Genomic DNA, 19255 nt, shown 5'->3' with positions numbered 1-19255 from the left:
GCGCGTCTCGCTCATGCCTGACGTGGGGCTTGAATGCAATTGCCCTTCAGGGCAATTGCATTGCCCTTTCCCCCGATAGTGTCGAACAACGCATCGCACGACAATCAGATATAGGACATTGACGAGCGATGAAGGATACCGAGCAGTTGATCATAGTTATCGAAGACGACGCAGGTATGCGCCGCGCTTTGCAACGACTGCTCCGCGTATCCGGATTCGAGATACTGGCGTTCGAGAGTACTGAGGCATTCACTAGCGTGAATGATCCGCGCGTTCCTTACTGCCTGGTACTGGACGTTCAACTTCCCGGCGTATCCGGGCCGCGGCTTTATGAACAACTTGTTCGCCCGCGTCCTCCAGTTGTTTTCATTACTTCGCACGACGGACCTGCCACGCGAAACGCAGTCACCCGTGCCGGCGGCGACGAACTACTCAGTAAGCCGTTCGTGGCCGCGGATCTTCTCGACGCAATCTCGCGAGCGGTGCTGCGAAGCTCGCAGCCATAACCGTAAGATCATCGATTACCCGGCAGAGTGGTCTTGGAGTCGAGAATACATCCAGCACGGACAGTGCGGACATATCGAGGGCGACGACGCGCGCCAGATAGAAGTCTTTCGGTTCAGTCGCGATGACGTTACCGAATACGACATGGCCCTTTACGCTGCCCGCTAACTGCGAACGCGCTGGTACTTCACGCACCGCAGTTCGGTCGGAGGAAAATATTTCAGATTGCCGCCGATTTTCCCAATCTGCCTGCGCATACTGCTGACAATAACGGGCCTGCCCTGGACGATGTTCTAGCCTTGACCGCTGAGACGGCGGTTCAAAGTGGATGGCAAACACTGACCTCGACGCGCGGAAAATAATCGTAGCTCCAAGTGTCTTTTAATCGCCCAGCCAAATGGGGGCAGCAGCCCCCATCAACAGCGTCGTCATCCCCCCAAATACTGCGCCGCAGACAACACCGATGCCGCGATAACGATAGGCACATTCGCTCCGCTAATAACGGAAGCTGTCATCTGGCCTTGAGGAACGAACTGCACCTTGGTAATAGCGCTACTCATGCCGAGATAGTACGGCCACATCCCCTGAGCCCCGGCCTCACTGATGGCGCGCTGATCGGCCTTACTGAATGCCGCGCTCGATGTGAACTGAATATTCAGGCCGGACACGACGTACAGACCGCCCACGAACGACTGCATATTTCCGTTCGGACCGAAGGTCGTCTGCCAGTTGATCGGCGAATCGGGATCCCACGGATGCCCTGTCTTCGTGGCATGCGCCAGCGAAAGCGCGGACGATACGTACCAGTCCGATGGCGTCGGCGCAAACAGCAACGCGTTCTTGAATTTGAACTGCCCCGACACGTTGCCCGAGGCGAACGAGACGCTCGGTCCGGATGCCGGTGCACTATTGCTCCACAGCCCCCAGAATGCCGGGTCGGCAACGGCATCATTGGAAAAACCAAAATTGATCGTCGAGGCGGAATGGAGTTGACGGGCCAGCCCGGCAACCCCAACGCTCCAGGTTGGGGGTTTGTCCCCCCAGGTAGCCAGGCGTTGTTTCGCAGCCTTGATCGGATCGAGTGGATTGGTCCCGGCGATCAGCGAGTTGATCAAAGCCGAATACGCTTCGAAAAAGGTCTCGCTGCTGCCACCGCCAGGAGTCTGGAAAATCGGTGGCGCCCCGGGAATCGTATTCAGGTACGACCACAAAACGTTATCGTCCGCGGTCAACGCCGCAGCCGGCTGCAACACCTGCCCTCGACTGGGATCGATGCCAATCGCAGCAAACTCGGTTTGGGCAAACTGCTGTTGTAGATCGACAAACGACGTCATGATTGCTCCCCTCGCCTGTTCGGAAAAAACACGGGAACCGCCAGGATCCCGTGCGATGCCATACGGCATGCCCGCCGCAATCGCCACGGCGGGCATACCGAGACCGTGAGACGGCCAGCGGCTAGTGTTAGCTGTAGAACTCCTCGATCAAGCGCTTCGATGCCAGCGCTTCATGGCCAAGGTATTGGGCCGCCGTCAGCACGATGCAGCCGATCACGATCGGCACGTTGGGTTTACTCGTGATGGTCACCGTCATGCGCCCGTCTTTGTCGAACGAAGCACTCGTGCTGGAACCGCCCGAACTGCCGGAGCTATAGAACGGCCACAGGCCGTTGCCCTGATTGCTCTGAATCTGGCTTTGCTCCTCCTGGCTGTACTGCGCTGCTGAAATTACCGATATGTTCATCTTGTTGGCGATCAGCAGGCTCGAAGCGAACCGTTGCATGTTGCCGTTCTTGCCGAAGGTCGTCTCCCAGGTAATCGGGTTGTTCGACGTCCACGGCGCCTTTCCGGGGTTGTTGAACGCCATGCCGAACGCCGAGGAACTGTACCAGTCGCCCGGTGTGGCGTTGAACGGCAGCACGTTGTCGAACGAGGCTTTGACCGACACGCCGCCCGACGCGAATTTCTCGCTGATCGACGACGACGAACTGCTGCCGCCCCACAAACCGAAGAAGCCCGAGGTGGAGCCGTGGGTCCACGTCTTCGAGACGTCGGTCTGCCAATTGCTCGCGCTCACTTCGAACGAACGGCTCGGTGCCTTTTTCAGCAACGTGAGCATCTTCGAGTAGCCCGGCGAAAACGTGACGGGTTCGTCGCCCACCGGTTTGTACGGCGTCACGTTCATCTGCGCCGCAAAAATCGGATCGAGCATGGCGGCGGCCAGCGCGGATGCGCCCGACGTGGCGTTAGCGGAACACGGCTGGCAGTAAAGCGCCCAGTTACGAAACGCGACGGCGCCGGTTTTGACTTCGTGGTCTTTCAGCGCCTGCTGGTAGGCCGCCCAGCAGGCCGGTCCGATGGTCGACTGGAAGTTATTGGGCGCCGACTGCAAAGCGGACATGACGCCTTGATAATCGGCGAGAAATTGATTTCCACCTGAAAACTGTGTGTTCTGGGTCAATGAAGCGACCGGCAAATTGTTCAGATACGCCCAGAGCAGTTCGTCAGCGTCGTCGCCTCCCGTGAGCGGCGGCGAGGGTTGAATAATCTGGAACGGATCCTGATTGCTATAGCCAAGGCCTTGAGCCAGCGCATTATAAAAACCGGCCTGCAGATCGACAAAATTTGACGGGGTTGCCATGTGTGCCTCTAAGGTAAGGGGAACTGCACGTGACCAAGGAGTCCGTTCGTCTGATGACGAAATCGCACGTGACGAAGGGGTTCGCTCGCCGAAAAAAGGGAACGGCGTGTGACCGGGCGGCCCACTCGATGATTGACGGTCTCCTTTCTTTTGAGTCGCCTTCAGGTGCTCCGCGACATCAATTTTTTTGCAATCTAGCGCCGGAAGAACGTTCGTTAATACCTACCATTGTTAGCAGGTAGACGGAGGCATGGTGCGGGCGCAACTATCGCCGTTTATTTATTCGGTTTACTAATCATGCTGGATTATTTGTTTCGCATGACTGGTGCCGTTTGTCTAAAGGAAAAACGCACCGCTGCCGAACTTAGGCGGCCGCCGAGAAGCTCGGTTCACCACGATGAATGGTAAAGACGCGCATCAAAAGTAATGATTTGAAATATTCGTATTGGCCGACAGCACGCATGCTTGTATGAAACTTTTTTGACATCCTTATTAATGCAACCACATCACCCGGGGACGACTCATGACGAACAGAACGACGGTCGCTTGCGCAATGCTGATGGCGGGTTTGCTGGGTGCGCAACTGGGACATACTCAGGACAGGGTGGACTCTCTCACCGTCAGCGCCTTCGGCTTGGCGAGACCGTTTGAATCACCCGTTCCGTTAGACGGGAACGTGAGAGCGTTCTGCGCGAATGGCAACGCACAAATTGGCGGCTTTAGCGGCCAGGTGACGGATTCCACCACAAAGGGGCTTCCAACCAGCGGCTATTGTTCGGGCGACTACGTCGTTCGCGGTTCGGTCAAACAGCCGGGGAATTTACCGGTCGAGTGTGCTGCCGTGACCGTCGCTCGGCCTCAGAGCGGATGGAACGGCAATACCCACTACGCCCACTTTGGAAGCGTTGTTGTTAGTGACAACAAGGTGGTGTGTTCGATGGGCGGCGAGTAAGACCACGCTCGCTTCTGGCTGCCGCGCGGGGTCCATCCCTCGTCGATCACCAGATCGTTACCCGCCATAAAAGCGGCGGCGTCGGGAGCGAGAAACGCGGCGGCGGCCGCAATATCTTCGGGGCGGCCAAGCGGCTTAAGTACCGTCTGACTTTCGAAGGCTCGACGCAGGGGGCTTTTTCAAAAAGTCACGCCCTACCCCTGCTGCGCCCCCCAACCAATCCCAAGGCTCTTCTGCAGCGAAACGAAGTCCTTCAGCAATTCCGCCTGCCCCGCCACGACATTCTGCTGCGCGGTGAACTCTTCGCGCTGCGTATCGAGCAGATCGATCAACGTCGATACCCCCGCCGAATACCGCTGCCGCATCAACGTGGCCGAATGACTCGCGGACGCTTCCACCTTCTGCAACGTCACGACATGCTCACGCTGATGCCCATAGCGCGACAGCGATGAATTCGCGTCCTGCAACGCGCCGAGCACCGCCTTTGTATAACGCGCCTCGGCTTCGTCGCGCGACGCTTCGGCCGCATGCACGCTACCCAACGTACGCCCGAAATCGAGCGCGTTCCATTGCAGATACGGCGCACCGATCCAGCTGAAATTGCTCTTGCGCACCAGGTGCCCAGGATCGCCCGCACTGAAACCGATATCGCCGAGCAGCGTCACCTTCGGGAAGAAATCCGCGACGTGTTCGCCGATCTGCGCATTGCTCGACGCGAGCCGTCGCTCCGCTGCGCGAATATCGGGTCGCTGTTGCAACATGGTCGACGGATTGCCGATCGCCACCGCAGCGGGCAGCGCCGGCAACGGTCGCACATCGGCGAGTTCCGCGTCCAGCGCGCCAGGAGCGCGGCCGGTCAGCACGGCGAGGCGGTCGAGCGAATCGGTCACTTGCGCGTCGAGCGGCGTTAGCGTGCCGCGCGTGTTTTCCACCTGCGTGGTCAATCGCTCGACGTCGACATCCGCTGCCGTGCCGCGCGCCCTGCGCTGCTGCGTCAGCGTCAAACTCTTCTGCTCGGTTTCCGCCTGGCGCTGCGCCAAGGCAAGGCGCGTCTGCTGGTCGCGCAGATCGATATAAGCCTGCGCCACTTCGGCCGCGAGCGACACCCGTGTGTCCGCGAGATCGGCGTCGACCGCTTCGGCATCCGCGGAAGCCGCTTCGATCGCACGCCGCGTGCCGCCGAACAGATCGATTTCCCACGTGGCGTCGAAGCCGGCCGTATAAAGCTGCAACGGCCCTCTTCCCGTTGACCCCGCGCCGCTTCCGCTCGACGAGCTCAGCGCGCTCACGTCTGGTTCACGCATACGCAGCGCCGCGGCATCGCCGGAGAGTTTCGGCAATTCGTTGGCCCGTTGCTGCTGCAACTGCGCGCGCGATTCCCGCAGCCGTGCCTTCGCGGCATCGACATCGGGATTGTGCGCGAACGCGGCGGCGATCAGGTCGTTCAGTTGCGGGTCGTTGAAGGCGAGCCACCACTGGTTCGACGCAGGCGTCGCCGTCGTGCCGACGGCCGGCGTGCGCACGAAAGTGGCGCTGCTACGGGCGTCCTGCGCGACCGGCGGCGCTCCGTGATAATCCGGGCCGACCGTGCAGCCCGGCAAGACGGACAGCGACGTGACGGCGGCGAGTGCGAAACACGTAAGACGGTGGGACATCATGGGGCGATTGAAGAGCATTAGTGTCCAGCGGACGAAGGCAGCGGCGCATTCCTGCGCGGTGTTTTCAACAGCAGCGCGAGCGGAATGCAGGCAAGCAACGCGATACCGAGCAGATAGAAGGTTTCCGAGTAAGTCATCACGGTGGCCTGGACCTGGATCTGCGCACCGAGCTGGCCGAGCGCACGCATCTGCGAGTACGCCATATCTCCCGTATGGGTGAACCAGTTCGCCGCGTTGGCCGCCAGCGTTTCCTGGCCGATCAGCGAATTGGCGCTGACCGACTCGCGGATCGTGGCGGCATGAAACGTCGTGCGCCGATCGATCACGGTGCCGATGATCGCAAGGCCAATCGACCCACCGAGATTGCGCGCCATGTTGTAGAGCCCGGCGGCATCGCCCGAATCTTCACGCGACACAGCGGCCATCGACGCCTGATTGAGCGGCATCATCGCGAGCATCTGCGCGGTACCGCGAATCAGTTGCGACCACACGAAATCGTGGCCGACGCTCTGCGCGGTCAGGTCGATGTCGATCATGCAACTGATCGCGTACAACGTCAGCCCGGTGATCACCAGCACGCGAAAATCGAACTTACCTAGCAGCTTCGGCAACACCGGCATGATCAGGAAAGCGGGCAATCCGGACAGCAGCATGATCGCGCCGGCCTGCTCGGCGTTGTAACCCGCCACGATGCCGAGAAACTGCGGCAGCAGATACGACACGCCATACAGCGCCGCACCGACCGCGGAGACGATCACGATCACGCTGGCGTAGTTCGGGTTGAGCATCAGGCTCAGACGCACGATCGGCTTTTTCGCGGTCATTTGCGAGGCCGCGATCAGCAGCATGCCGAAGAGGGACACGCAGGTGAGCGTCACGATCATCGACGATTCGAACCAGCGCTCGCGTTGACCGTTCTCCAGCACCACGGTAAGCGAACTGAGGCCGATCGCCAGGCCGACGATACCGAGCCAGTCCGCCTTGAAAAACGACTCCCAATGCGGCCGGTCCGACGGCAGGCCGACGATCAGCAACGTCATCAGCGCGATACAGACCGGCAGATTGATGAAGAAGCACCAGCTCCAGCTGATGTTCTCGGCCAGCCAGCCGCCGACCACCGGGCCGAATAGCGGCCCGAGCAACACGGTCAGGCCGAACACGGTCATGCCGACCGGCATCTGCGAGAGCGGCAGCCGCGTGCGAATGATGGTCTGCGCCGTCGGAATCATCGCCCCGCCGGCAAAGCCCTGCCCGATACGGCCGATAATCATCATCGGCAACGTGTGCGACCAGCCGCACATCATCGAAAAGCCAATGAACAGCACCGAGTTGGTGAGCAGAAAATTACGCAAGCCGAACACGCGCGTAAGCCACGCGGCCAGCGGAATCATCACGATTTCCGACATCAGATAGCCGGTCGAAATCCACGTGCCCTCGGTGCCGGTAGCGCCGATTTCACCTTGAATTTGCGGCAGCGCGGAGTTCGTGATCGAGATGTCGAGCGTGGCCATCAACGCACCGAGCGCGCCGGCGGCGACCGCGATCCAGTCACTGACGCTAGCGCGTTCCTCGGGATGCGGCGTGGTGGACGAGCTGGACACTGCGGCGCCCGGCTCAGCCATGATGGTTCTCGGCATCGATCCGTTCGTCGCGGTCGCGCGCCGAACGCGTATCGACATCCACGTTGACCGACAGACCCGGCAACAGCACGCTGCGCGTCTCCGCGCCGGTGTCGATACGAATCCGCACCGGTACACGCTGTACGATCTTCGTGAAGTTTCCGGTGGCGTTTTCCGGCGGCAGCAGCGCGAATTGCGAGCCGGTGCCCGGCGAGAAACTATCGACCACGCCGTGCAGCGTATGACCCGGCAACGCGTCGACGTGCATTTCCACCGGTTGACCGACACGCATCTGGCCGACCTGCGTTTCCTTGAAATTGGCCAGCAGATAGGTGTTCTGCACCGGCACGACGGTCAGCATCCGCGTGCCTGGTTGCACGTATTGACCAACGCGCACCGTGCGGTCGCCGACCTTGCCGCCGAGCACGCTGCGCACCACGGTGTTGTCCAGGTCGAGTTGCGATTGCTGCGCGCTGGCTTGGGCCGCTTCGAGCTGCGCGCGGGCCTGTGCCAGTTGTGCAGTGGCCGACCCGATCTGCGAGCGGGCCGCCTCGACCGCCGCGGAATTCGCGGCCAGCGTGGCGTTGGCTTGATCGCGGCTGCTGGTCAATTCCGCCAGCCGTTCACTGGTTTCAGCGCCGGTCGCGACGAGCGGCGCGTAGCGCCGCACCTCGTCGCCGGCATGCTGCGCGCTCACGCGGGCCACCTGCTGCTGCGCCTGAGCCTGCGCAATATTCGACTGCTGCTGTTTGATATCCGCCTGCGCACGCTCGATGTCGGCCTTGCGCGCGTCGATCGTGGCCAGCGCCTGGTCGAGCGCGACCCGATACTGGCGCGCGTCGAGATGCACGAGCGGATCGCCGGGCTTCACAACCTGATTGTCAGCGACGTAAACTTCCGTGACGTAGCCTGCGATTTTCGGCGCGACCGTGACGCTGTCGGCTTGCAGATAGGCGTCGTCGGTGCTTTCGATAAAGCGGCCCACGGTCCACCAGCGCGCGAGCCAAACCGCGCCGACAATCAGCGCGACGACGCCGAGCGCGATCAGCACGGTTCGCCGGCTGGGGCGACGGGCACCGGCCGTAAGCTGATCGTCAGCGGGAGTCGGGCGGGAAGGAGAGCCTGCGGTGGTTGACATCTAAGTGGTCCAATTGTTTCCAGTTGGCACAATTATTCCAGCCGGTAAAATTGTGTCAAGTGATATATTTCTGCGGATCCTCGTAGGCGTGTCCTACAGCTGTCATGAAGAGCAACGGAATAGGCGGAGAACACAACGCATGAACACCGCAAAGAGACTGCGGCGCTCGCCGGAAGGCGGCTATGCGCGCGGCGAAGAAACGCGTCATCGGATCATCGAGGCGGCAGTCGAGCTGTTTGGCGAACACGGTTTCGAAGGCGCGTCGACGCGCGACATCGCGGCGCGCGCCGGCGTCAACGCGCCCGCGTTGCAGTACTACTTCGAGAATAAGGAAGGGGTGTATCGCGCCTGCGTCGAGGCGCTCGCCGACGATGCATGGGAGAGCTTCGGGCCGGCCGTCGAGCATGCACAAAAGATGCTGCGCGAAAACGCCGACACCGAAGTCTTGATCGACGCCTTTCTCGGCATTCAGGACGTAATGGCGGACCGCACCTTCGAGAAGGCGAACAAACCCGGCCGGCGGATGTTTTTCGCGCGCGAGCAGGCCGGTTACGAACCCGAAAGCGCGACGCATATCCTCGCCTGCAAGATCCGCGAGCCGCTAAACGATGCGAGCGCGGCGCTCCTCTCGCGCATTACCGGGCGTGCCGCCGACGACCCGACGACGCTCATCCGCAGCTTCAGCCTGCATGGGCAACTGGTGATTTTTCACGTCGCGCATCGCTCGACGCTGGCGATGCTTGGCTGGACGAGCATTGATGCGGAGAAGGCCGAACAGCTGAAGTCGACGATCCGCGAACAGACACGGACGCTGCTTGAACACTGGAGCAGGGAACGTGAAGACGCGGCCTTGGCAACCGCCAAGACCGCTAAGGTCACCAAGGCCGCTAAGCCCGCCGCGAGCAAAGCAAAGTCACGCAAGCACGCTTAAACCACCCTGCTTCGTGAAGCGCGCGTTGAGCTTCACGAGCATCTGAATCCATCCCTCGCGTCAGAACGAATGCTTCATCCCGATCCGCACGTCCGACTGCGTATTCGACGTGGACGGCGTGAAGCTATAGCCGATCACCGCATTCACGCCATTCGACGCGCGCAGATAATCGCCCGAGATATACACGTCCGTGCGCTTGGACAACAGGTAGTGCAGACCCAGCGAGCCCTGATTCCAGTGGTTACCCTCAAAGCTCGTATGCTGATAGCCGCCGTACAACATCAACGCCGGCGTGATCGTGTATGACGCGCCCCCTTCATAGACCTGCATATGGGAGGTTTGCCCCAGACCCTTGATCGTCGTGTAGGTGAAGTCACCCGTCAGCATCACGTTGCCAATGGTATAAGCCGCGCCGATCGCGAACGCGCCCTGTTTGTCGACCGGAAATGACGATGCGCTATATAAGTCGGTGACCGCGCCAGTCGCCGGATCGACGGAAACCGTCGGCTGCCCGAGGAAGGTCTTCGTGCCGATCATCGCGTACGGGTCGAACGCGTAGATACCGAACGGATTGTTCAACTGCGTATAAGCCGCGCCGATATTGAACGCCGCATGTTCATATCGCGCGCCCACGCTCCACGCACTCTTCTGATGGAAATCGCCGGCGGTATTGCCGAACGAATACATGCCGCCGAACGAGAAGCCCGCATAGTCGTTCGACATGTACTTGATCGAGTTCGGCAACCGGTCACCGTTCATCCGGTCGAAGTCGCCCTGGTGAATCGCATAACCGCTCGCCCACGCGGAAATGTTGTACAGAAAGACGAATTCCTCGGTCATATCGAGTTGATTACCGAGCGTGACCGTGCCCCAGGTATTACTCTTCAGGCCGACATAAGCCTGGCGGCCAAACTCCGCCCCGCCGAATCCGTATTGCCCATTACCCAGGTGAAAACCCGATTCGAGCACGAATACCGTCTGCAATCCACCACCAAGATCTTCAACGCCTTTGAAACCGATCCGGTTGCCGTACGACACGCCGTCGTCGAATTTGAATTGATGCGCACCGCCGGCATTGTTCACATACGTAATACCCGCATCCAGAATGCCGTACAGCGTAACGCTGCTTTGTGCATGAACCGCCGTGGAAGCGCAGACGGCGCTGGCCGCGATCGCGAGTCCGGATAGGCTGACGGCACTGTTCTTCTTCATCTGATTCTCCCCTGCTCTTTGCCTGCTTATTTCGTTGGATAAAGCGATCCATGCCGCGCGCTGACACCAGCGCGCCGCGCTTCTCGCATGACGGGCAGTTCGAAACCGGTTGTGACTGAAACGGATGAGGCCGGCGTCGATGACTTCGTTGACCAGACGAAGCGGCATCGACGGGACAAGAATACGAGTCCAGATTTAGTTTGATTCGACCGGAGGCGACATGAATCTGTCGCTCAGCGACCTCGAAGCCACATCTTCACCATTACTTCACACCGAGTGCGGTTTGCACGGCTTGCAGGCCATTGGCGCCGCTCGCGGTATTCACGCCATCGAGCCAGCTCTTTAACAATTCCGGATGACGTTTGAGCGCTTCGGTCGCCGCGACATCCACGCCGGTTTTCTTCTCCAGTACTTCGGTAATCACATCGTTTTCCAGATCGACGTTGAACGTGAGTTGTTTGAAAAGACGTCCCACGTTCGGACACTGTTCGGCATAGCCGCTGCGCGCGACCGTATTGACGGTCGCACCGCCGTAGTGTGGGCCGAAGTACTTGTCGCCGCCGTCGAGATAGGTCAGCTTGAACTTCGTGTTCATCAGATGCGGCTCCCACGCGAGAAACACGATCCACTTCCTGTCGCGCACCGCCCGCTCCACCTGCGTAAGCATGCCGGTTTCACTCGATTCGACGAGCTTCCAGCTACCGAGTCCGAAGGCCTTGTCGTCGACCATCTTCTTGATGTTCTGATTGGCCGGCGAGCCCGGCTCGATGCCGTAGATCTTGCTGTCGAACTTGTCGGCGTTCCTTGCGAGGTCCGCGAATGAGTGAATACCCGCAGCCGCCACGTAATCCGGCACCGCGAGCGTGAACTTCGCGTCGCTCAGATTCGGATGCACGACCTCGATCGACTTCTCTTCCTCGAACGGTTTGACGACTGGCGCCTGCGCCGGCATCCAGTTACCGAGGAACACGTCGATCTGGCCTTTCTTCAAGCCCTGATAAGTGATCGGCACCGACAGATTGGCCACGTTCTGCTTGTAGCCGAGCGCCTTCAGCAGCACGCCGGTCATGGCATTGGTCGCGTCGATATCGGTCCAGCCCGGGCCCGCCATATTGACCTGCGTGCACGACTGCGGCTCGGCGGCCGCCGCGAAGCTCGTCGCCGCGCAGAGCAGCGCCACGCCGGATACCGCCTGTTTGAAGAGGTTTTTCATCATGTCGGCTTCCTGTAGATAAGATCGATAAGGCGTTCTGGACTCAACGTGTAACGGCGGGAAAACGCGCCATCGCTTCGAGCGTGTCGAGATCGATGTGATTGCGCATATACCGCTGGCTCGCATCCACGTGCGGCTGCCAGTCCCACGACGCGACCGCGCCCTGCGTCGTGGCTTCGAAATGAAAACGCCTGCGCCGCTGGCTTTGCAGGACTTCGTCGTGCAAAGCGTCGAGATGCCAGCGTTGCGCGATCTCGTCACGCAACGCGGCGACCTGTGACGCGTATTCCGCACGCGCCGCGAGGTTCTCGCGCTCCAGCGGATCCGCATCGATATCGTAGAGTTGATCGGGATCGACCGGCGTGTGAATGAATTTGAAGCGCCCGCGCCGCAGCATCACAATCGGCGCGATCGCGCCCTCGGCAAGGTACTCGCCGATTGCCTCGTCGTGGCCGCCTTGCGTACCGAGAAGATGCGGCACGAGACTTTGGCCATCGAGCGAATCGGGCCATGCGGTAGGCAATTCGCCGCGCGCTATTTCGACCAGCGTCGGCAACAGATCGAGATGCGAGACAGAACTCCGCACGCGGTGCGCGTCGAATTGCTGCGGCGCATGAACGATCAGCGGGACACGGCAACCGCCTTCGAAAAATGTCATCTTGTACCAGAGCCCGCGCTCGCCGAGCATTTCACCATGGTCCGACGTGACGACGATCACCGTATCTTGCGCGAGACCGGATTGGTCGAGCGCATCGAGGATGGCGCCGAACTGGTCGTCGACATAGGAAATCGCACCGTAGTACGCGCGGCGTGCATTGCGAATCTGCTGATCGGTGGGCGGCGTGCGGTCGGTTTCGCACACGTGGCGCAAACGCTTTGAATGGGCGTCCGCTTCATCGAGCGAATCGCGATGCGTAGGCAATGCGATATCTTCGTCGCGGACCATGTCCCAGTACTTTTGCGGAATAGCGTACGGGTCGTGCGGATGCGTCAACGACGCCACCATGCAGAACGGTCGCGCATCTTTGCCGGCATGACGTTCGCGCGCGATATCGAAAAGCTTTTGACGCGTGGTGAACGTGACTTCGTCGTCGAAGTCGAGTTGATTGGTGCGCACGCACGGACCGGCGTCGAGTACCGAACTCATGTTGTGATACCAGCTCGGGCGCGTTTCGAAGTCGTCCCAGTTCGGCGTCCAGCCGAAATCGGCCGGATAGATGTCGGTTGTCAGCCGCTCTTCGAAGCCGTGCAGTTGATCGGCGCCGCAGAAATGCATCTTGCCGGACAGAATCGTGCGATACCCTTCGGCACGCAGATAATGCGCGAACGTCAGCGTCTGCGACGGAAATTCCGCTGCATTGTCGTAAGCGCCAATCGCGGAAGGCAGCTTGCCCGACAGCAATGAAAACCGCGAAGGCGCACACAGCGGGCTAGCGCAATAGGCGGAGTCGAACACCACGCCCTGTCTGGCGAGGCGGTCGAGATTAGGGGTTTTCGTCAGTGTATGGCCGTATGCGGCGAGCGCGAACGGTGTCATCTGATCGGCCATCAAAATGAGAATATTCTTTTTGCTGTCAGGCATGGAAGTGCGCCTCGAATAGAATCGCAAATGTGTGTGCAAGAAGCGGTGCAACACGCTGGCAGGCGTTGCGCGCAACGTGTCATTCGCTACACGATGAGCACCACTATTGCCGTCCAATTCGCGGCTGTGAAGACGGCAATTCGTTATGTATCTATAAGGGGGCGTTATGTCGAGGCAGGATCGCTTGCCGTCCATGCAGGCGTTGACGATGTTCGAGTCCGCCGCGCGTCTCGCCAGCTTCACGGCCGCGGCGCGAGAACTCGGCTCCACGCAACCGGCGGTCAGTCAGCGCGTCGTGCAGCTGGAAGAAGCGCTCGGCGCACCGCTCTTCGAGCGCGGCCATCGCGGCGTTACGCTGACAGAAGACGGCGAGCGGCTGTTCGAAGCGGTGCGCCATGCGCTCGACACGATCCGCGCCGCAACCGCCGAGATTCGCGCGCGGCGCACGCCGCAAACGCTCACGCTCTCCACCGACTTCGGTTTCGCCACCTATTGGCTGATGCCACGTCTGTCGCAATTCAAGGCGCTGATGCCGGACGTGGACGTGAAAATCATCACGTCGCAGAGCGTGTTCGATCCGTCGCACGATCAGGCCGACATTGCGATTGCTTTCGGCGACGCCCATGCGGACTGGACCGCGCGCGGCGTGGTGAAGCTGTTCCCCGAGCACGTCATGCCGGTATGCAGCCCGGCCTTTCTCGCCGCGCATCCGTCCTTGCGCACGCCCTCCGACTTGCCGGGCGTGCCGCTGCTGCATCTGGAACCCACGCAACCGGCGCGCTGGCTGTCATGGGCGGACTGGTTCGCCGCGCACGGTCTCGACACACCGGCCGCGCATCGCGGTATCACGTTCAACAGTTTCACGCTGGTCGCGCACGCGGCGATCATGGGCCAGGGCGTCGCGCTGGGCTGGGCGCCGCTGGTGGATGAACTGCTGGCAACGGGACAACTCGTCGAACTATTCGATGCGCCTGTCGTCACGGAGCGTGGTTATCTGCTCGTCACGCAGCGCGCGGCGACATCGGTCATCAACGCGTTCCGCCAGTGGCTGCTCGGCGAATGCGGTCTCGATATGGAATGAGCGCGTGACTCGATCGGCGCAGCCGGCTCGGGTCGCGAACCTGCGCCTGGCGCACCCGTTCCAGCGCAACGGCGGTTAGCTTCTATCCGCGCGGGCCGTCCATTTGCTCTACTGCGATGATGCGTGCCGCACCCTGCGGCATCGTTCTATCGTCTATGTGGAGAGCGCATGTCCGCCGATTCCCGTCCCGATCAACTGGTTCTCACTGTCGCGTGTCCGAGCGCGGCGGGCCAGGTTGCCGCTGTCGTCGGCTTTCTCGACCGGCATCATTGTTATATCGACGAACTGACCGTGTTCGACGACGATCTCAGCGAGCGCTTCTTCGTGCGCTGCGTGTTCCACGGCGTGGACAGTCACGAAACGCTGCACGCCGCGTCGCTCAAACGCGAGTTCGAGCCGATCGCCGAACGCTTCCGGATGACGTGGGCCATGCACGACGTCGGCACGCGCCCGAAAGTGCTGATCATGGTCTCGAAGCTGGAGCACTGTCTCGCCGATCTGCTGTTTCGCTGGCGCATGGGCGAGCTGAAAATGGATATTGTCGGCATCGGCTCGAATCATCGCGATCTCGAACCGCTCGCCCAACAGCATGGCCTACCGTTTCATCATCTGCCAATCACGGCGGACACGAAACCGCAACAGGAAGCACGTCTGCTCGATCTGTTCGACACGTCCGGCGCGGAATTGCTGATTCTCGCGCGCTATATGCAGATTCTGTCGGGTGAAACGAGCCGTGCGCTGGCGGCACGTGCGATCAATATTCATCATTCGTTTCTGCCCGGCTTCAAGGGCGCGAAACCCTATCACCAGGCGCATGCGCGCGGCGTCAAGCTGATCGGCGCCACCGCGCACTTTGTGACCGACGATCTCGACGAAGGCCCCATCATCGAACAGGTCGTGGAGCGCGTCGATCATTCGTATAGTCCGGAGCGCTTGCTGGCCACCGGGCGCGACGTCGAAAGCATCACCCTGGCGCGGGCGGTGAAGGCGTTTATCGAACGGCGCGTGTTTATCAACGGCGATAGAACCGTCGTGCTGCAATAGCGTCAATCGCTTCGACAAACGAAAACGCCGCTAAAAAGCGGCGTTTTCGTTGCTAAACCTAAACTTACTTCACCCAGCTATCCACCCGATCGCCATGCGCGCTAATCCACGCATCCGCGGCAGCGGTCGGCTTCTCGCCGTTCTGCGTGGCCAGCATCACGCTGTCGATCTCGCCCGGCTTCCACTGAAACTTCTTAAGAAACGCGACAACCGTCGGCGCTTTCTTTTCCAGCTCCGGATTGATGACGCTATCCACGTGCTCCGCTTCGCCGAACACTTTCTTCGGATCGTCGAGGAATTTCAGCTTGTATTTCGCAAACATCCAGTGCGGCTTCCAGCCCGTCACGATAATCGGCTTGCTCGCCGCTTCCGAGCGTGCCAGTTCCGCCGTCATCGCGCTGCCCGAACTCGGCATCAACTGATAGTCGAGCCCATAGGCCTTGATCGCTTCGCTGGTCTTCTGCATCACGCCCGCACCGGCATCGATACCGACAATGCGCGAACCGAACTCCGCCTTCTTCGCTTCCAGATCGCCCACGGTCTTCACGTCGGCATTGTCCGGCACGATCAGACCGATTTTCGCGTCGTTGAAGTTCGGCCCGAGATCGACCACCTTGTCCTTGAAGTTATTCCAGTACGCACCGTGCGTGACCGGCAACCAGGCCGACAGAGTCGCGTCCAGATCGCCACGTGCCACGCCTTGCCACATCACACCGGCCGCGACCGGCACGAGCGTCACCTGATAACCCAGACGTTTTTCGATCACGCGCGCGGCCACGTTGGTCGTCGCGACGCTATCGTCCCAGCCTTCCACGTAACCGATCTTGATGGTCGGTTTGGTATCCGCCGACACCACGCTCACGCTGCTGGCCGCCAGCGCCGCGCTCATCGCACTCAACACCAGTATCTTTTTGATCAGTCTCATCGCCATTCTCCCGTTCCCAATCCACCCAATGAGCATTTAGAATCGCCAGCCAGAATTGCCGGGTAGCGTTGTTTTACGACGTTGAGTTGTCTACACGCGACTTCGACTTGCACCCGCACCTGCGCGTCTTGTCTTACTTATCGACGACGAGATCGGTCAGCGGCTTGCTGCAGCACAACAGCACCATGCCCTGATCGATTTCCCGCTGACGAATCCCGCCCGCGTGTTTCATCGATACTTCACCGGACACCAGTTTGACCTTGCAGGTGCCGCACATGCCTTGCGTACACGACGCCGGCAAGCGCACGCCGGCCTTCTTTGCCGCGTCGAGCACATGCTGGCCGCTGCCGCATTCGATCTCGCGATTGCTTCTCGCGAAACTCACCTTGAAGCGCGTCTCGGTTTCGACCGTTGCAGGCGCAACTTCCGGCGCAAAACCCAGCGCCTGCTCGCGTGCTTCGACAAAGCTCTCCGCACCAGCGCCCGCATTTTGCAATGCATCCGCGACGTGCGCGGTAGTCAATTGCGCAGCCACTTCGCTGACGGTCTCGAACGAAAAACTTTCCTCGTGATAACGACCGCGATCGAAGCCGCCCTCGTCGAGCAGATTGCGCACGGCCTGCATATACGGCGCCGGACCACACGTGAAAATCTCACGCTCCATGAAATCCGGCGCAATCAGCTTGAGCAACGGCAGGCTCAGAAACCCGGTCACGCCAGGCCAATTCGTGCGTGCGCCGAGCCGTTCGCAAACAAATGCCGTGCGAAAACGCGCCTGATTCGACGCGATCAGATCCAACTCGCGTGCAAAGATGATGTCGTCCGGTGTGCGGGCACTGTGCACGAACACAATGTCGCTATCTTCGCCGAGTTCGTGGTGCGCCCGGCTCATCGACATGAGCGGCGTAATGCCCGACCCCGCCGACAGAAACAGAAACTTGCGCGCCGGATGCCGCGCGCAGGTGAATTCGCCCGACGGCCCGAGCACGCGAACCTGCGACCCTGCCTGCAGATTGTCATGCAGCCAGTTCGACACCTTGCCGCCCGGTACCCGCTTCACCGTGATCGAAATCGTGTGCGGCCGCGTGGGCGGCGACGAGATCGTGTAACAGCGATTTACCGACTCGCCATCTATCTCCAGTTCCAGCGTGATGAACTGCCCCGGTTCGAACACGAAAGCCCGCTCCGACGGCGCGCGAAAGAAAAAGCTCTTCACGTCGTGCGTTTCCTGACGCACCTGGCAGCACACCAGCGTGTCGTCGCTATCGCTGTCCCAGCGCGCCGGCAGCGCGTCCCAGAAACGCGGTTGCGTGACACGGTTCTCCGCGCGGCTTGGGACTGACTCGGGGCCGACCTGAAACGTCGCCTGATCGCGCATCATTGTTTTCTCCCGCTCCTGGTTGCGGTATCGCGCTCAGCGCATGAAAGACACGACTTTTTCGCCATGCGAAGCCGGTGTGGCACTGTCGGTGTCGTGGGTTTGGGGCGCGTCGCCGTAATCCGCCATACGGGCGATGTACCACTCGCAGAACTTCTCGACGAGGCCTTCGGTGAACGGCGAATAGGGGCCCGGCTGGTACGCGCTGCTGGTCGCGCCGCGTTGCGAGTACTCGACGAGCGCGCGGTCCTGGTCGTTGGTAGCGCGCCAGACAGCGGTCAGGTTGTTCACGTCGTAGTCGATCCCTTCGCGCGCATCTTTATGGACGAGCCACTTGGTACGCACCAGCGTTTTGCCGGCCGACAGCGGGATCACCGAAAAGCTCACGATATGGTCGCTCATGAAGTGATGCCACGAATTCGGCTGCGTCCAGAACGACAAACCGCCGAGATCGGCCTGCTCGAAACCGCCCAGCAATTTCTTCGACGCCACTTTCGCGTCCAGCGTCTGCGATTCGCCGTCCCGATCGAGCGGCAAACGTTGCGTGCGGAAACCCGTCACCAGATCGGCAAGCCGTTCGATTTCCGCCGATGGCAACTTCATCGCTTCCCACTGCGCGGTGCGGCGCGCCACGGTTTCCTCGAACGCGGCCATGCCCTCCTCGTTAGCCGGCGTGCGCTGATACCCGAAGCCGTATTCGTAAAGCGAAATGGTCAGTTCAGGATGATTCGCCACGCAGTGATAGCACTCGCGATTGTTCTCCATCGTGAGCTTCCAGTTGCCCTCTTCGATGATATCGATCGAAGCGGCGATCTTGCAGCCGGCCAGATCGTGCGGCAGCATGTACGGCTCCATCGCGGCGCGCATCACCGAGAAATCGGCAGGCGGATTCTCGGCGAGGCAAATGAAAATGAGCCCCGCGAGATTTTCGACGTGCACCGATTTCAGGCTGTGCTTGCAGCGATCGAACTGGTCGCCCATATGCTCGGCGAACATCAGATCGCCGTTCAGGTTATAGGTCCAGCTGTGATACGGGCAGACGATATTGCCCAGCGAGCCTTTGTCGGTATTGCACAGCCGCGCGCCACGGTGGCGGCAAACGTTGTGGAACGCCCGCACCTGCATATCGTCGTCGCGCACAATCAGGATCGAGTCCTGACCGACCTCCACCGTGATGTAATCGCCCGGCTCCGGCACGTCCGGCTCCACAGCAACCTGAATCCAGTGTTGCCGGAAAATCGCCTCCATATCGAGCGCGAAAATGGCCTCGCTCGTATAGAACGGTGCTTCCAGCGTGTAACTCTTTTTACGGCGTTCGATCATTGCGCGAACGTCTGCCGAAACTTTCATTGTGTGCTCCGTTGCATGTCACGTCTGGCGC

The 19255-nt window shown here is 60.5% G+C and carries 17 protein-coding genes; 5 read left to right on the top strand and 12 right to left on the bottom strand.

The window, feature by feature from the left end:
• Positions 1–128: 128 nt before the first annotated feature.
• The gene (locus tag B0G83_RS39580; protein ID WP_105509053.1) at positions 129–506 is read left to right on the top strand and encodes a response regulator; all 378 of its coding nucleotides are present in this window, start codon (positions 129–131) and stop codon (positions 504–506) included.
• A gap of 426 nt (positions 507–932) precedes the next feature.
• On the opposite strand, the gene B0G83_RS19560 is transcribed toward B0G83_RS39580, so the two are convergent.
• Both B0G83_RS19560 and B0G83_RS19555 read right to left on the bottom strand, forming a co-directional pair.
• Positions 933–1838: a hypothetical protein gene (locus B0G83_RS19560; RefSeq protein WP_105509052.1), complete on the bottom strand. Its 906-nt coding sequence runs from the start codon at positions 1836–1838 to the stop codon at positions 933–935.
• Positions 1839–1965: 127 nt separating this feature from the next.
• On the bottom strand, positions 1966–3141 hold the full coding sequence (locus tag B0G83_RS19555; protein ID WP_105509051.1) for a hypothetical protein: 1176 nt from the start codon (positions 3139–3141) through the stop codon (positions 1966–1968).
• 523 nt (positions 3142–3664) lie between these two features.
• Here B0G83_RS19555 and B0G83_RS38210 point away from each other — a divergent pair.
• Complete coding sequence (locus tag B0G83_RS38210) at positions 3665–4093, top strand: hypothetical protein (RefSeq protein WP_146120260.1); 429 nt, start codon at positions 3665–3667, stop codon at positions 4091–4093.
• Here the strand turns inward: B0G83_RS38210 and B0G83_RS39455 are convergent.
• The 4 genes from B0G83_RS39455 to B0G83_RS19535 are packed head-to-tail and all read right to left on the bottom strand — an operon-like array spanning position 4027 to position 8508.
• Positions 4027–4263 (bottom strand): SDR family oxidoreductase, encoded by a 237-nt coding sequence (locus B0G83_RS39455; protein ID WP_105509050.1) that lies wholly within the window; start codon positions 4261–4263, stop codon positions 4027–4029. The two genes, B0G83_RS38210 and B0G83_RS39455, sit on opposite strands and share 67 nt — an antisense overlap.
• A 24-nt stretch (positions 4264–4287) precedes the next feature.
• Positions 4288–5751 carry an efflux transporter outer membrane subunit gene (locus B0G83_RS19545; RefSeq protein WP_105509241.1) on the bottom strand — a complete coding sequence of 488 codons (1464 nt, stop codon included), beginning with the start codon at positions 5749–5751 and terminating at the stop codon, positions 4288–4290.
• 17 nt (positions 5752–5768) lie between these two features.
• Complete coding sequence (locus B0G83_RS19540) at positions 5769–7373, bottom strand: MDR family MFS transporter (protein WP_105509049.1); 1605 nt, start codon at positions 7371–7373, stop codon at positions 5769–5771.
• Positions 7366–8508, bottom strand: a complete 1143-nt coding sequence (locus B0G83_RS19535; RefSeq protein WP_258167979.1) for an HlyD family secretion protein — start codon at positions 8506–8508, stop codon at positions 7366–7368. Before B0G83_RS19535 ends, B0G83_RS19540 begins: the two co-directional genes overlap by 8 nt.
• A gap of 139 nt (positions 8509–8647) precedes the next feature.
• Here B0G83_RS19535 and B0G83_RS19530 point away from each other — a divergent pair, with 139 nt between their 5' ends.
• Complete coding sequence (locus tag B0G83_RS19530; RefSeq protein ID WP_105509047.1) at positions 8648–9439, top strand: CerR family C-terminal domain-containing protein; 792 nt, start codon at positions 8648–8650, stop codon at positions 9437–9439.
• Between the two features lie 60 nt (positions 9440–9499).
• On the opposite strand, the gene B0G83_RS19525 is transcribed toward B0G83_RS19530, so the two are convergent.
• The 3 genes from B0G83_RS19525 to betC form a co-directional block, all read right to left on the bottom strand.
• The gene (locus B0G83_RS19525; RefSeq protein WP_105509046.1) at positions 9500–10651 is read right to left on the bottom strand and encodes a porin; all 1152 of its coding nucleotides are present in this window, start codon (positions 10649–10651) and stop codon (positions 9500–9502) included.
• A 262-nt stretch (positions 10652–10913) separates the two neighbouring features.
• Complete coding sequence (locus B0G83_RS19520; protein WP_181156960.1) at positions 10914–11867, bottom strand: choline ABC transporter substrate-binding protein; 954 nt, start codon at positions 11865–11867, stop codon at positions 10914–10916.
• A 40-nt stretch (positions 11868–11907) separates the two neighbouring features.
• Positions 11908–13446, bottom strand: coding sequence for a choline-sulfatase (gene betC / locus B0G83_RS19515; RefSeq protein WP_105509045.1), 1539 nt, complete (start codon positions 13444–13446; stop codon positions 11908–11910).
• Positions 13447–13612: 166 nt separating this feature from the next.
• Between betC and B0G83_RS19510 the strand changes: the two genes are divergently transcribed.
• Positions 13613–14527 (top strand): choline sulfate utilization transcriptional regulator, encoded by a 915-nt coding sequence (locus B0G83_RS19510; RefSeq protein WP_105509044.1) that lies wholly within the window; start codon positions 13613–13615, stop codon positions 14525–14527.
• A 168-nt stretch (positions 14528–14695) separates the two neighbouring features.
• Positions 14696–15571 carry a formyltetrahydrofolate deformylase gene (purU, locus tag B0G83_RS19505; RefSeq protein WP_105509043.1) on the top strand — a complete coding sequence of 292 codons (876 nt, stop codon included), beginning with the start codon at positions 14696–14698 and terminating at the stop codon, positions 15569–15571.
• 64 nt (positions 15572–15635) lie between these two features.
• Here the strand turns inward: purU and B0G83_RS19500 are convergent, their stop codons facing one another.
• The 3 genes from B0G83_RS19500 to B0G83_RS19490 form a co-directional block, all read right to left on the bottom strand.
• Positions 15636–16496: a glycine betaine ABC transporter substrate-binding protein gene (locus B0G83_RS19500; RefSeq protein ID WP_105509239.1), complete on the bottom strand. Its 861-nt coding sequence runs from the start codon at positions 16494–16496 to the stop codon at positions 15636–15638.
• A gap of 133 nt (positions 16497–16629) precedes the next feature.
• Positions 16630–17877 carry a hybrid-cluster NAD(P)-dependent oxidoreductase gene (locus B0G83_RS19495; protein ID WP_105509042.1) on the bottom strand — a complete coding sequence of 416 codons (1248 nt, stop codon included), beginning with the start codon at positions 17875–17877 and terminating at the stop codon, positions 16630–16632.
• 33 nt (positions 17878–17910) lie between these two features.
• Positions 17911–19224, bottom strand: coding sequence for an SRPBCC family protein (locus tag B0G83_RS19490; protein WP_105509041.1), 1314 nt, complete (start codon positions 19222–19224; stop codon positions 17911–17913).
• Between the last annotated feature and the right edge of the window lie 31 nt (positions 19225–19255).

Origin of the sequence: Paraburkholderia sp. BL21I4N1 (genome assembly GCF_002973525.1) — a bacterium.
In the GTDB taxonomy this organism is placed as follows: domain Bacteria; phylum Pseudomonadota; class Gammaproteobacteria; order Burkholderiales; family Burkholderiaceae; genus Paraburkholderia.
The sequence above is the reverse complement of the archived record's forward strand: the minus strand, read 5'-3'. Positions and strand labels throughout refer to the sequence as shown.